Source organism: Paractinoplanes ovalisporus (genome assembly GCF_016834655.1).
Lineage (GTDB): Bacteria > Actinomycetota > Actinomycetes > Mycobacteriales > Micromonosporaceae > Actinoplanes > Actinoplanes ovalisporus.
In genome coordinates this window covers 25660-39213 of record NZ_JAENHP010000038.1, presented here as the reverse complement: position 1 = coordinate 39213, position 13554 = coordinate 25660, and the positions used below count along the sequence as shown (strand labels likewise).

Here is a 13554-nt window from a genome sequence, read left to right as displayed (position 1 = left end):
TCGGGCGTTCAAGCCTGTTCCGCGATCATGTCGGTCAGAGACCACAGCTTGATTTTGTCCCCGCAGCCCGTCGCGAGCCGGGAACCAGCCTGATCGAAGGCAACAGCTGTCACTACGCAGCCGCTACGCGGCATCGTGGCCACCCGGCGACCGCTCATGGTGTCGAACAACTCGAGGCTGCCGGGGTAGGTCTGGACAGCGATCAGGTTGCCGTCGGGCGAGATCGCGCGGTCGTTCGAGCCGCCGGGCAGGTGTAGTACTCGTCGATACTCGCCCCCGGTCAGCCGCCAGACGTTGACGCCATTGTCGGTGTAGTTCTGCGCCATCAGCGTCGAGCCGTCGGCGCTGAGCGCGATGGCGCTGCCGTAGCTCAGCCCCGGCAGGACCCGCACGGAACCGGTTCTCAGGTCCCAGACACGAACCGCGTCGCCGGACGTCGCCACGACATGGCCGTCGGCGCTGCCGGCGATGCGGTCGTAGGAGGAGACGATCCGCGGCAGGGGGACCGGCCGACCGGCGTCCCGGACCGGCCAGGACTGCACCCCCTGCTGATCAGAAATGATGAAGCGATTGCCGAGTAGTCCGATGCCGCTCACCAGGCTGTCAGTCCGACGAGCCGACCGGCGGCCTTGCGCGTCGTAGATCGTGAATTCCGCAATCTGCGCTACCGCGAAGTTGCCCGCTTCATCAACGGCTACATCGGTGATCGCCTCGGGCGAGTTCCCACTCCGCACGGTGCCGCGCCGGTCCTTGGCTTCCCAATGGATGACGCTCCACGGAGCGTGGTCGTCCTGCGGATCGAAGAAGGCGGCCGTGACCGTTCCGCTGGAACCAACGGCAAGACGGGTCTCGCCCCGGCCGAGCCGGCCGGCGTCGTAGACGGCGATCGGCACCAGCCGTGCCCGGCTCTCGACCGCGAACACAGCCGCCGGAAGCAGGGCGGCCATCACCAGCGAGCCGGCGATGATAACGAGGCGTCGACGACGGCGCGCCCGGCCGGGCGATGAAGGCCGACGGAACGACCGGGTCCGGCCCGGCCATTGGTCGGCCAAGTGGTTGAGGATGAGATCGTGTCGCACCTGATAGGCCGGTCCGGCCTGGCGCAGCACGCCGAGGTCCCGCGCGTTCCTCAGGAACCGGGACAGCCGCCAGGGGATACGACCGCGCAGTGCGAGCCAGAGCCGGGCCACCAGGTAGGAGACCCAGGACGACCCGGAACCGAGGAACACGATGACGAACACCACGACCGCGCAGCACGAGGTGATCGCCCACGCGCTCGTGTAATCGACGGAACCCCAGACAACCAGGAGTGGCAGGGCGACGAACTGGACCGACCCGGCCACGACTACGGCGCTCACGACCAGCGCCGCGCGATCGGCGACGAGGACGCTGTCCGGCGAGGGTGCTCGGCGCGTCTCGCCCGGCGCGTTCAGCCACTTGCCCAAGGCCAGGGGAATGCCGAAGCCGGCCGCGGTCACCACGCCGGGCCAGGCGGTCGGCGGCTGATGCGCGGCGAAGGAGTAGACGACCGTCGCGATCAGCCCGAACACCGACCCGACGCTCATGCCGAACACGAGGCTCGGCACCACGGTTCGCGCCTGCAGCGACGCTCGGCGCGGAGTTCCACCGAGTCCGAAGGTCAGGCCGTTCGTGAGGGCGACGCCGCCGAGAAGGACGAGAACGATCCAACCGAGCTGGCGCATGGAGTCGGGGATGCCGAGCCACCGATCAGCCAGGTCTTGGATCCGGAAGCTCAGCGCGTAAGCGGCCGGGCGCGAGGTGCAGTATCTGGCGAGCAGAACGATTGCCAGCACCGCGCCGACAAGGCTCACCAGGGCGAAGATGGTGGCCAGGTCATTGGCCACCGCCCGGATCAGGCCCGGCGGCCGGCCGGGGCGCAGGATGCGGCCGGCGTGGAATCCCGAGAAGGCGCCCAGGACACAACCGACGGCGACCGCGCCGACTGACGCGTAGCTCACCCGGTGGTCGAGCGACCAGAAGGACGAGTAGTCGCTCTGCCAGCCGACGACGACGAGAGCCACGGCGACCAGCAGGCCCGCCGCTGCGGCGATCAGGATGACGCCCGTGGTGATCACCGCCGGCGGAACCGCCCGCGAGAGCTCCCACCATCGCAGATTCGGATCTCCGACGACCTCCCGCAGGTGGTGGGAGAGAAACGACAGATGGCGCGTGGCCCGCGCGGCGCCACGCTCTCCGGGGTAGACGCTGGGCAGGAACCGGTCCAGCAACCGCCGTTGGATCTCCGCCGGTGAGCCCAGTCCGGTCAGCTCCTCGGGCCGGGAGCCCGGCGAACGAAAGACCTGGCGGGCGAGGGAGACCGTGAGCGGCGTATCGAGCGAGGCCGCCACGGCGCCGTCGGGATGATCCCGTAACTCGGTGAGCACCGATGCCCAGCGCTGCGACCGGGCGGGTTCTCGCTGGGTGAGGAAGTACGCGGCGTCCTCCACCGTGATCGGCTCGATCTCGACGATATCGGCATGCGCCAGGAGGCCGGACTCGCCCACCGCGGCCTCGAACTCGGTGGCACGACACGTGACCAGCGACCGCATGCCACGATCGGTGGCGCGGTCGAGCCGGCGCAGCGCCTCGGGCAGCGACTCGGCGGGCATCTCGTCCAGCCCGTCCAGCACCGCGATCACGCCGCCGTCACGGATGAGCGAACGCAATGTCCGGCGGTAACGATCGGCACCGAAGACGGGGTAGTCCTCGACGATCCGGCCTTCGACCCAGTCCTCGACGTCGATGTCCGGATCCCACCCGGCGACGGACAGCAGGACGGGAACGGGTTCCCCGGCGTCCGGCGAGGCGGTCGCCGCCAATACGTACAGCATCGCCAAGGTGGTCTTCCCAGCGCCCGGACGGCCGAGAACGACGAGCTGCCGGGCACAGCTCGCCGTGAAAGCCTCGGCCAGGGCGACGGCGGCGGGACGGATGTCACCATCGTCCTGCAGGAGTTCACCCGAGAGCGCCCAGCGCTTGCGGGACGAACGGGATGCGGTCGCCACGGGCCGGCGGGTCGGGCGCCAGCGCAGCCGTAGCGGCCGCGGTGACTGCAGGTCACGAACCTGCGCCTCGTCGGCCCACTGCAGGCGCACCGCCGTACGCAGTATCTCCGCGATCTCGGCGCCACCCGCGACCGACTCCCGCCGAGTGGCCACCCAGCCGACCACCGTGCCGGCCATGCCCACATAGGCCAGCACGAAGCTGAGCGAACTGGACCATTGATCGGCGTTGGCGCGTCCCTCGGTGATCAGAAAGGCAATCACCGCGGCGAGACCGGCCAACGCCACCGCGGCGGCGAACGTCGCACTCTTCACCCATGCATTATGTCCGTTATGACGGCTTCTCTGGATCAGGCAATGCGGAGTGAGCTGGCGGGCCGCACCATCCACGGCCGTCGGTGCGTCGCCCGGTCGGAGTCAGTGACGGGACGGCAGCCGGTGGCGCAGGAAGAACTTCCAGATGATCGGGGTCGCGTCGATCACGCTGGGGGTGTCCGAGTCCGGGTTCGGGGTGGTGCTCGGCCAGTCGTGGCCCAGGCCCTCGATCCGGTAGTGCTCCACCGCTGCGGCGCAGCGCTGCCAGAGGTAGCGGGTCACCGTGGCAACCGGCGTCGTGGTCCTCGGGGCGGCGGCGCAACGATTGCGAGCGGCCCAGCCGGCCAGCCACGCCGGGATCGCTGGTAGCCCCTTCGCCGCGTCACCCCCGTACGGAATCGTGGTGTCGGCCGTGCCGTGGAAATTGATCAGCGGAACCGGTCGGCTCGGCTCGCAGGCGCCGCCCTGGGGATAGAAAGCGCCACTGACCTGGGCCGACGCGGCGATCCGGCCGGACAGCCGGCAGGCCAGCACACCGGCGAAGCCGCCGCCGTTCGACTTGCCGGAGACGTAGATGCGGGCCGGGTCGACGCACAGCTGCCGCTGGAGCTGGGTGAGCAGGTCGCTGGTGAACAGCACGTCGTCGACGCCGGACGAGTAGGGCGCGCCCTGGAACGAGGGCTCGCCGTCGGTGCCGATCGTGCCCTGGGGGTAGGCGACGAGGGCGTTCAACCGGTCCATCTGAGTGAGTTCCTGCTGGTACTCACTGGTGCGGGTACGTCCGTGGAAGGACAGCACCACCGGCGTGGCCTGGCGAGCGCGGTAGGTGTCCGGGACGTGCAGAAGATACGTACGGGAAATCCCGCCGCTGACGACCGTCCGGGTGACCGACTCGCCTGCGGGGACCGGGGGCATCTTTCCGCAGCCGGTGGTCCTTACCGGCCTGTCGACGACGCCCGGGCTTTCGGTGGCCCAGGCGGGCGGCGCTGCCGAGACAATCAGCGCGATCAGGGCGGCGGCCGGGAGCACAACCTTTCGTCCGTACACGGAACTCTCCTTTCATCACCCGGCGGCCGGGGCGCCGCCAGGAGATGTCCTCACCGTGGACGATCGGCTATCGAGTTTCGTCGTTATGTTCATTCTGTTTCGAAATGCTCCGGCCGGACGAGTTCCGGAACCGTCGACAGAACGACCAGAACTATCGGTCTCACCCCCTGAGCTCGAACGATGAGCTGGACATCGATCCCCGCCTCCCCCATCCCCAGGAGGGTTCCCCATGTCCACTGCGTCCCGAGCACTCAGACCGGCCCTACTCCTGCTTCTCGCCGTCCTGATGACGGTCCTGGTCGCGCCGCCCCAGCGCGTCCGGGCCGCCACCTCGTCGCCGATCGCCGGGCTCACACTGATCAACAACGTCTCCCGCAAGCCGATCCTCGGCGTCAGCCCGGTCCTCGACGGTACGGTCGTCGACCTCACCCGGCTCGCCAACCGCAACCTCAGCCTGCGCGCCGACCTAGTCGACGGGGCCACGGCCGGAAGCGTCCGGTTCACCTTGACCGGGGCGAAAGGCACCAGCTGGACCCGGATCGAGAGTGTCGCGCCCTACTTCCTCTGCAACGACTACGTCGACTGCCCACTGCTGGCCACGGCCGACAGCTACACGCTGACGGCCCAGGCGTTCTCGGCGGCCAATGCCGGGGGCAGCGCGCTCGGCACGGCCTCGACGATCCGGTTCAGTGTCTCGGCCACCGCCGTCGCCCAGCCGGCGGTCGACGTCCTGTTCGTCGGCAACAGCCTGATCGGCACCCCGACGGTCTCCACCGGCCAGGACACCCCGCAGGTGCTGCAGAGCATGGCCTCGGCCACCGGCCGCACGGTCAACGTCACCAAGGTCATCCACTTCGGCAACACGCTCCAGCAGACCTGGAACGCCGGCGAGGTGGCGGCCGCGGTCAACGGCTCGAAACGGTACGACTACGTGGTGCTGCAGGAATACAGCTCGCTGGTGCCGACCAACCTCGCATCGGCGTCCGGCACACTGCTCAACACGTACGCCCCGGCGCTGTCCCCGGTGCTCAAGCCGGGCGGCAAGGTGGTGCTGTTCAAGGACTGGGCGACCGTGGACCCGGCGCCGTTCGCCAACCGGGCCGCCTATGTGACGGCGCTGAACACCAACTACGCCAAGTTGTCGGCGCGGCTTGCCCTGCCCAACCTCGTGGCGCCGATCAGTGACACCTTCGAGCCGCTGATCGCCGCGAACGGAACCTCGTACCTGATCGTCGCCGACGGCAAACACCCGCACGGCCGCGCGATCTACATGAACGCCGCGACCCTGTACGGGATCCTCTTCCGCACCTCACCGCGTACGGTCCCGAACCTCTACGTGGACAGCGACAGCACCACCGCGCCCGGCCTGCGCAACGCCTCGGCGGCCGCGATCGGCTACTGATCCCCGCCGCCGGTTCGTCGACCGGCTCAGGCCCCGGACGCACCTCGCCCGCGGCCTGAGCCCGAGCCGACGGGAAGGTCGTCGAGGATCGCGCGAAGGGTCTCGGGGGTGCGCTCGGGCGGGTCGGCCTCGATGAACAGCTTGCCGAGCGCGACCGCGTACTTGTCGACGTCGTCCCGCTTGTCGAGGTAGACCGCGCTGGTGAGATGTTCGATGTAGACCACGTCGGGCAGTTCCTCGTGGCCGAACCGCAGGACGCTGAAGGCGCCCCCGGCCGCGGCGTGACCGCCCGCGCTGAACGGCATCACCTGCAGCCGGACCGAAGGCGCGGCGCAACTCTCGATCAGCGCTTCGATCTGTGCGCGCAGCACCTCGTAGCCGCCGATCGGGCGACGCAACACGGCCTCGTCCAGCACCGCCCACAGGCGGGGCCCGTCGGGGCGTCCGAGCAACCGTTTACGGTCCATCCGCAGACGCGCACGACGGTCGATCTCGCCGGGCTGGGCGTTGGAGAAGCCCAGCTCGATCACCGCCCGCGCGTACGCGTCCGTCTGCAGCAGCCCCGGCACAAACTGGACCTCGTAGGTCCGGATGAGCTCGGCCGCCTGTTCGAGGTCGAGATAGTTCAGGAACCAGTTGTCCAGAACGTCGGTGTAGCTGTGCCACCACCTCGGTGCGTTCGTCTCGTGGGTGAGCGCGAGCAGCCGCCGTCTCTCGTCGCCGTCCGGCACGCCGTAGAGCGAGAGCAGGTCGGAGACATCGCGCTCCTTGAGACCGACCCGGCCCAGCTCCATCCGGCTGATCTTGGATTCGGAGGCGCGGATGGGGAATCCCGCCTGTTCCCGGGACAGTCCCTTGGCAAGCCGGAGCGCGCGGAGCCGGGCACCGAGCTGGATCCGGCGGACAGTCACGCCCCCGGCTTCGTCTCCCACCGGCATGGAGCCGGGTCAGGCCTTGCGGCCCACGGCCGCGAACTGAGCGATGTCAGGCGCGGCCAGAGCCTCGTCGTCCGGCTTCCACCGGGTCACCGAGACCACGCCGGGCTCGATGATTTCCATGCCCTCGAAGAGCCCGGCGATCCGTTCGGGACTGCGCAGGTGGTACTTCGGCTCCGCCGCGACGTTCCAGATCCGCGTCGCCTCGACCACTGATTCCTCGGTGTCGCCTCCGTCGTACATCGCGAGGTAGCTGCCCGAGGGGAAGGCGGACATCAGCCGGCCGATGATCGACCGGGCCGCGTCGTCGCTCTCGACGTGACCGAGGATGCCCATGAGCATGAGAGCGACCGGCTGCTTGAAGTCGAGCGTCTTGCCGGCCTCTTCCAGGATCAGCTCGGGCTCGCGCAGGTCGGCGCTGACGTAGGCCGTGGCCCCGCGCGGGTCGCTGGTCAGCAGGGCCCGCGCGTGCACGAGCACCAACGGGTCGTTGTCGACGTAGACGATGCGCGATTCGGGCGCGGCCCGCTGCGCGACCTCGTGCGTGTTGTCGGCCGTCGGCAGACCGGTGCCGACGTCGAGGAACTGACGAATCCCGATCTCGGTCGCCAGGAAATGCACTGCCCGCGCGAGGTACTTGCGGGACAGCCGGGCGTACGGCCCGAGGTGGGGCATGGCTCCGGTGATCTGGTCGCCGACCGCCCGGTCAGCCGCGAAGTTGTCCTTGCCGCCGAGCAGATAGTTCCAGATCCGGGCCGTCTGCGGCGTGTCCGCGTCGAGCTTCGCTGCTTCCGTGTCGCCGTCGCCGGCCAGGTTCTCCGTCACGCCCACATCCTCCTGCCGGCAGCGGATCATCGTCTACCGTGGATCCGCTGCGATCCCGGACGAAGCCTACCCTCAGCCGGTGCTGCACCCCGGGGTGGCACATGAAGGCGCTCGGGCGGGACCGCCGGACACCGCAGCGGGTGATCAGAGAGGCGCGAAGCGCAGGATGCGGTCGTCGCCGGCGGCCGGAGTGCCGCGGCCGTCGCGGTTGCTGGTGGTCACCCACAGGGCACCGTCCGGCGCGCGTTCCACAGTGCGCAGCCGTCCGTACTGTCCCGGCAGCAGCGCGACCGGTGTGCCCGCACCCCCGGCCCCGTCGAGCGGCACCGACCACAGCCGCTGACCGCGCAGCGCGGCGACGTACAACGTCTGGCCGTCGATGGCGGCGCCGCTGGGTGACGCCTCCGCGGTACTCCACACGACGATCGGATTGCGGTAGCGGGTGTCGCTGGACCGGCCCTCGACGACCGGCCAGCCATAGTTGCCGCCGGCGACGATCTGGTTCACCTCGTCCCAGGTGTTCTGGCCGAACTCGGCGGCGTACAGGCGGCCCTGCGCGTCCCAGGCCAGGCCTTGCGGGTTGCGGTGGCCGAGGCTGTAGACCAGCGAACCTGGGAACGGGTTGCCGGTGGCGGGCACACCGCCGTCGGGACGCATGCGCAGGATCTTGCCGTTGCGGCTCTGCTGGTTCTGCGCGTTCGCGGTCACCCCGGCGTCACCCACCCCCGCGTACAGCATGCCGTCGGGCCCGAAGGCGATCCGCCCGCCGTCGTGGATGCTCGCCTTGGCCAGACCGCTGAGAATCACCTGCTGCGTCTGCGGGGCGTCCAGCCGGAACCGGGCGATCCGGTTGTCCGCGGCCGCGGTGAAGTACACGTACACGAGGTTGTCCTGGGCGAACGTCGGCGACACGGCCAGACCGAGCAACCCCGCCTCGCCGGTGGCCGCCACGCCGGCGATGGTGGTGACGGTGGCCGGCGCGCTGCCCGGCGCCACCCGGAGGACCCGGGCGCTGTTGCGCTCCGCGACCAGCGCGCTGCCGTCCGGCAGGAAGCCCAGGCCCCACGGGACGGTCAGCCCGGTCGCGACCACTTGCGGGTTGTCCAGGTCGGGCTCGAAGGCGGCGGCGGTGGACGGGCCGGCCACGAGCTGTGTCGCAACCAGAGCCAACGCGGCGACGGCGCTGCCGGCGACGATCAGGCGATGCATGACTACCTCCGTTCGTCGATGCCTTCGGATCGGGTCGTCCGGACCCGTCCCCGGCATCTCGTATCGAGGAGCGCTCCCATCGGTGCCACATCCTGGTCAAAAGATAGATAAATGTCAATTTCAGTCGGCGTCGTCCGGGTTGATCGATTTTGTTGCCCGGGTCCGCCGCCGCGCTATCTTGCATTCCAGATGCGCAACGCGTACGCGGTGACGGTGATCGGCTGACGATGACTCTGATTGAGCTCGGTGACACGGAGGCGGCCGCTGAGCCGGCGGCCGCGCCGGTCGACCTGCGACGCCTGGGCCGGCTGGCGCTGGCCGTCCTGACCTCGGTTGGTCTGGCCTCGATGACCGCGTCGACGCCGCCCGCGCCGTCGCTGGTGCGGCCGCTCTGGACGACGGCGCTGCAACCGAGCGACACCGTCGCCACGGACAGCCGGACCGTCTACCTCAATCGCAGCAGTCCCTCCGGTCCGGCGCGGGTTTTCGCGTACGACCTGGGCACCGGCCGCCTGCGATGGAGCACACCGACCGGCGACGCGTACGGCATCCGGACCGTTCCCGGCGTCGTGCTGGTGACCACCGGCCCGTCGGCCCCCTCGTCACCGGGACCCCGGACGATCGCGCTCGACGCGGAGACCGGCACGCGACTCTGGCAGGCCACCGGCGCCACCTCGCCATCGGCTGCGGGCGATCGGGTGCTGCTCGCCGAGAACGACCAGTCCGGTGCGATCACCGGCCTGCGGCTGGTCGGGTCGCGCAACGGCCACCCGGTGTGGCGCCGGTCGATCACCCCGGCCGAGGAGTGGACGACGGTCACCGAGGGCGGCCGCCCCACCGCGGTCGTCACGGTGACCGGCACCGGCGATGCCACCGTCTACGGCTACGACGACGGCGCCGTACGCCGCCGCAGCCGCATCCCGTGGAACGGGGTGTACTCGGCGACGCTCTTTGCGGCCGGCGCCCAGTTGGTGGTGGTCCGCACGGCGTCCGCCCAGACCGTTGCCACCGTCTACCGGGCCGCCGACCTGCGCGTGCTGTGGCGATCCGACGAGCTGATCGGCTACGTCACCAGTTGCGGCCCACTGATCTGCACGGCCGGCGTACGCGGCGTGACCGGCCGCGATCCCGCCACCGGCCGCCCGATCTGGCGGCGCGACGACATGCGATTCGTGTGGGACCTGGGCCACGACCGCCTGCTGCTCTCCGCCGCCGCCAACCTGGATTCGCCCACGACGGTCCTGGCCGACGCCGCCACCGGCCGGACGATCGGCCGTCGAGTCGCCGGACAGAAGGCTTTCGTGGCTGGTCCGGCCGGTTCGCTGACGCTGCTGCGCGCCACCGGAAAGCCCGACGACCGCACCGCGGTGAACCGCCTCGACCTGGCCGACGGCCGGCAGACCCCGCTCGGCACGGTGGACCGGCTCGCCGAGCAGGACTGCCAGGGCGCCTCCGGTTATCTGCTCTGCCCGCGCGGAAACACCCTGACCGTCACCGCCGTCGGCTGACCCGTGGTTCAGGCCGGCCGGATGATGACCTTGCCCGCGATGCGGCCGGCGGCGGCTTCGGCGTGCAGAGCGGGCAACTCGGTCAGCGGGATGCGGCGGGTGACTTCGACCCGCAGCTCCCCCTTGTCGACCAGGGTCACGAGTTCGGCGAGGCGTTCGCGGTTGGGCAGCACGAACACGGTCGCCGCGGTGACACCGCGGGTCTCGTCGCCGGGGGTGGCCATGAAGGCGGTTGTGCTGACCACCTTGCCGCCGTCGCGGACCAGGGCCACCAGCGCGGTGAACCGGGCCGGGTCGATCGGGGCGAGATTGAGCAGCACGTCGACCGGCTGATCGATCGCGGTCAGCACCTCCGTGGCGGTGTAGTCGATGATCTCGTCGGCGCCCGCCGCCTGGACGGCCTCCCGGCTGCGCGCGGTGGCGGTGGCCACGACGTGCGCGCCGGCGCGTTTGGCCAGGGCGATGGCGTACTTGCCGACCACTCCCCCGGCGCCGTTGACGAACACCCGCTGACCTTCCCGTACGGCACCGTCATCGAAAAGGGCCTGCCAGGCGGTCAAGGCCACCGACGGCAGCGCCGCCGCATCGGCCAACGGAATGCTCCGGGGCGCCGCGACCAGGCGGTCGGCCGGGACGACGGCGTACTCCGCCGCACCTCCGTCCCGCTCCATGGGCAGGAAACCGATCACCGCGTCGCCCACCTGCAGGTCGCTGACGCCCGCGCCGAGCGCGTCGACGGTGCCGGAGACGTCGTAGCCGGGCACATGCGGCAGCACGATCGGGATGGGCAGGAACCCCGCCCGCATGCCGTTGTCGGCGGCGTTGAACGCCGAGGCCGCCACCCGGATCCGCACCTCGCCGTCGCCGGGCGTGGGTTCGTCGACATCCTCGTAGCGCAGGACCTCGGGACCGCCGACCTCGTGGAAACGTACTGCTTTCATGGGTGAACCTGTTCTCGTGACGGTTCCGTCGGATGACGTCGACCAACCTCGCAGGTTCGGGCGAAACTAGCCTGGGCCAGTTCGGCCCACCTTGACGACCGCCGGGCCACCGGCCGAGCTCACCACCTCTGCCAGGCGGGCCGCATCGGCCGAACCGGGCGCCGCGGTCAGCATCAGGGCGGCCAGGTCGTCGCCCGGGATGGCCAGCAGGTTGCCGGTCAGCACCACCGGATCGCCCTCCGGATGCAGGAACGTCGCACTGCTCTCGTACGCCCCCACCGGCCGCGGGACGCGCCACGACGTGTCGAACAACCGGCTTCGGCTGCGGAGCTCGTCCACCAGCTCACCGAGCGCGGCATCGGTGGGATAGCGCAACAGCGCGTTCTTCAGCTGGGCGACGAGGATCGTCTCGTGGTCGGTCGCATCCGTCTGGGACTGCCGGAAACTGTCGAACGGGTCGCAGAACGTACGCCAGGCGACATTCCAGTCCCAGCGACCTCCGGTGAGATCCCAATGCTCGAGCGCGAGAAAGGCGCGGTTGACCGCGATCACGTTCATCGCGGCGTCGGAGACGAACATCGGGGTGTCCGGAAATCGCTCGAGCATCCGCCGCGCGCCGGGGCCGAGATCGGTCGGCACCGGCCCGCCGACGGCGGCATAACCCGCCAGCGCACACAGTCGCTCGTAGTCCGCCCGGCTCGCCCGCAGCGCGCGGGCAATGGCCCTCACCACGGCGGCCGACGGATGGCTGCGCCCCTGCTCCAGCCGCCGAACGTAGTCGGCGGACATCCCCGCGAGTTCACCGAGTTCCTCCCGCCGCAGGCCCCGCACCCGCCGGCCGCCCACCGGCAGGCCGACGGACTCGGGTGCCGTGCTCTCCCGCAGGAGGCGCACCGCCGCACCGAACTCGTGATGATCCACGGTACGAGTGTGCCCCAACCCTCTATCGAACATGTGTACGATTCCCGGATGATCCTTCATGCCGACGCCGATGCCTTCTTCGCGTCGGTGGTTCTGCGCCGCCGGCCCGAGCTGGCCGACCACCCCGTCGCGGTGGTCGCCCACATCATCGTGGCCAGCGCCAACTATCCGGCCCGGGCCCGGGGCGTCCGCTCCGGCACCCTGGCCCAGGACGCCCAGCGGCAGTGCCCCGAGCTGGTGCTGATCGATGTGCCCCGGGCCGAGGTCGAGGAGGCCGGCGACGCCCTGTTCGACCTGTTCCACGAATCGGCCCGGGCGGTCGAGCCCGGCTCGATGGAGGAGGCGTTCCTCGACGTCGGCGCGGATTCGTCGGCGCAGGCCGTCGCGGCCGGTCACGAGCTGCGCCGCCGCGCCGCGCAGGAGCTCGGCCTCGCGGTCAGTGTGGGCGTCGGGCGCACCAAGCTGATGGCCAAGCTCGCCTCCCGGGCCGCCAAGCCCGACGGGCTGCACGTGATCGGCGCCGAGCAGGAGGCCGAGCTGCGCCGCTGTCTGCCGATCGCCGACGTGTGGGGCGTCGGCACCCGCACGGCCGACCGGCTCCGCGAGCTGAGCATCTCCCGGCTCGGCGAGATCGACGCCATCCCCTACGAGACCCTGCGCCGGCACTGCGGCACCACCATGGCCCGGCGGCTGCGGGCGATCCGCGACGCGACCGACGACGCGACGGTCCGGCCGGTCGAGCACCGCTCCACGCTGTCGTCCGAGGGCGCGATCAAGGGTTACGCGCGCCTCGACTGGACACCGCGGCAACTCGCCGAGATCTGCGTCGAACGGGTCTGCCGGCGGGCGCTGCGAGCCGGGCTTGTCGCCACCGGCGTCACGCTGACCCTGCGGCCGGAACACGGCGCCCCCGACCGGGTGCGCAAACGCCCCCGAGCGGAAGCAACGGCCGACCCGGCGATCTGGCTGCGGGTCACGCACGACCTGATCGACCAGGCCCCGGTGCCCGCGCTGGCCGGCCTGCGCGTCACGCTGACCGGCCTCATCCCTCACGACCGGGTGCAGCAGACTCTCTTCTGATCCATGGGCACCACTGCGATGGGCGCGTTCACGCGACGAACTGGCTCCACGACCACACCACGGCGTAGGCGATACCGCCGAACACCATGAGGGTGAGCAGTCCGAAGACGGCCGGCCAGGCCCAGGCGACGGGTTCCCGGTCGTTGGATGCGACGGTCACGATCACTCCCAGGGACGTTGGTTTCTGACGCCCTCGATTCTCTGACTCGGCGCTCCCCGCCACATCGGCACACAGTCAGATCTCGGCCGGTCCGACTACGACCAACGGTGGAGGCTCTCCGCCGACCAGGCCAGGATCATCGCCGAGTGGAGTCTCGAGACGATCGACCGCATGGATGCCGACGCCGC

At 70.4% G+C, this 13554-nt stretch carries 11 protein-coding genes; 3 read left to right on the top strand and 8 right to left on the bottom strand.

All coding sequences use genetic code 11. From position 1 onward, the window contains the following. Window positions 1-8: 8 nt before the first annotated feature. Window positions 9-3338 (bottom strand): NACHT and WD40 repeat domain-containing protein, encoded by a 3330-nt coding sequence (locus tag JIG36_RS49780; protein WP_203383959.1) that lies wholly within the window; start codon window positions 3336-3338, stop codon window positions 9-11. 102 nt (window positions 3339-3440) lie between these two features. Then, the gene (locus JIG36_RS49775; RefSeq protein ID WP_307873241.1) at window positions 3441-4385 is read right to left on the bottom strand and encodes a CE1 family esterase; all 945 of its coding nucleotides are present in this window, start codon (window positions 4383-4385) and stop codon (window positions 3441-3443) included. Between the two features lie 229 nt (window positions 4386-4614). On the opposite strand from JIG36_RS49775, the gene JIG36_RS49770 reads away from it, so the two are divergent. Continuing rightward, window positions 4615-5787, top strand: coding sequence for a hypothetical protein (locus JIG36_RS49770; RefSeq protein ID WP_203383958.1), 1173 nt, complete (start codon window positions 4615-4617; stop codon window positions 5785-5787). Window positions 5788-5813: 26 nt separating this feature from the next. On the opposite strand, the gene JIG36_RS49765 is transcribed toward JIG36_RS49770, so the two are convergent. From JIG36_RS49765 to JIG36_RS49755, 3 genes are all read right to left on the bottom strand, one after another. Continuing rightward, on the bottom strand, window positions 5814-6725 hold the full coding sequence (locus JIG36_RS49765; RefSeq protein WP_203383957.1) for a Sco1979 family transcriptional regulator: 912 nt from the start codon (window positions 6723-6725) through the stop codon (window positions 5814-5816). Between the two features lie 9 nt (window positions 6726-6734). After that, window positions 6735-7547, bottom strand: a complete 813-nt coding sequence (locus JIG36_RS49760; protein ID WP_203383956.1) for an SAM-dependent methyltransferase — start codon at window positions 7545-7547, stop codon at window positions 6735-6737. A 144-nt stretch (window positions 7548-7691) separates the two neighbouring features. Beyond that, window positions 7692-8756 (bottom strand): PQQ-dependent sugar dehydrogenase, encoded by a 1065-nt coding sequence (locus JIG36_RS49755; protein ID WP_236050073.1) that lies wholly within the window; start codon window positions 8754-8756, stop codon window positions 7692-7694. Between the two features lie 227 nt (window positions 8757-8983). Between JIG36_RS49755 and JIG36_RS49750 the strand changes: the two genes are divergently transcribed. After that, the gene (locus JIG36_RS49750) at window positions 8984-10264 is read left to right on the top strand and encodes an outer membrane protein assembly factor BamB family protein (RefSeq protein ID WP_203383954.1); all 1281 of its coding nucleotides are present in this window, start codon (window positions 8984-8986) and stop codon (window positions 10262-10264) included. An 8-nt stretch (window positions 10265-10272) separates the two neighbouring features. Here JIG36_RS49750 and JIG36_RS49745 read toward each other — a convergent pair whose 3' ends face one another. Together JIG36_RS49745 and JIG36_RS49740 are read right to left on the bottom strand one after the other, a co-directional pair. Beyond that, complete coding sequence (locus JIG36_RS49745) at window positions 10273-11205, bottom strand: NADP-dependent oxidoreductase (protein ID WP_203383953.1); 933 nt, start codon at window positions 11203-11205, stop codon at window positions 10273-10275. Window positions 11206-11271: 66 nt separating this feature from the next. Next, entirely contained in the window at window positions 11272-12126 is an 855-nt protein-coding gene (locus JIG36_RS49740) for a helix-turn-helix transcriptional regulator (RefSeq protein WP_203383952.1), read from the bottom strand. A 48-nt stretch (window positions 12127-12174) separates the two neighbouring features. Here JIG36_RS49740 and JIG36_RS49735 point away from each other — a divergent pair, with 48 nt between their 5' ends. Beyond that, window positions 12175-13206, top strand: a complete 1032-nt coding sequence (locus tag JIG36_RS49735) for a Y-family DNA polymerase (protein WP_203383951.1) — start codon at window positions 12175-12177, stop codon at window positions 13204-13206. Between the two features lie 28 nt (window positions 13207-13234). Here the strand turns inward: JIG36_RS49735 and JIG36_RS53770 are convergent, their stop codons facing one another. Continuing rightward, window positions 13235-13366 carry a hypothetical protein gene (locus JIG36_RS53770; RefSeq protein WP_268919962.1) on the bottom strand — a complete coding sequence of 44 codons (132 nt, stop codon included), beginning with the start codon at window positions 13364-13366 and terminating at the stop codon, window positions 13235-13237. Window positions 13367-13554: the final 188 nt, after the last annotated feature.

Bases quoted from the DNA above. Each gene is read 5' to 3' on its own strand.
- JIG36_RS49735 (WP_203383951.1), top strand. From the start codon at position 12,175: ATGATCCTTCATGCCGACGCCGATGCCTTCTTCGCGTCGGTGGTTCTG.
- JIG36_RS49750 (WP_203383954.1), top strand. From the start codon at position 8,984: ATGACTCTGATTGAGCTCGGTGACACGGAGGCGGCCGCTGAGCCGGCG.
- JIG36_RS49770 (WP_203383958.1), top strand. From the start codon at position 4,615: ATGTCCACTGCGTCCCGAGCACTCAGACCGGCCCTACTCCTGCTTCTC.
- JIG36_RS49755 (WP_236050073.1), bottom strand. From the start codon at position 8,756: ATGCATCGCCTGATCGTCGCCGGCAGCGCCGTCGCCGCGTTGGCTCTG.
- JIG36_RS49745 (WP_203383953.1), bottom strand. From the start codon at position 11,205: ATGAAAGCAGTACGTTTCCACGAGGTCGGCGGTCCCGAGGTCCTGCGC.
- JIG36_RS49765 (WP_203383957.1), bottom strand. From the start codon at position 6,725: ATGCCGGTGGGAGACGAAGCCGGGGGCGTGACTGTCCGCCGGATCCAG.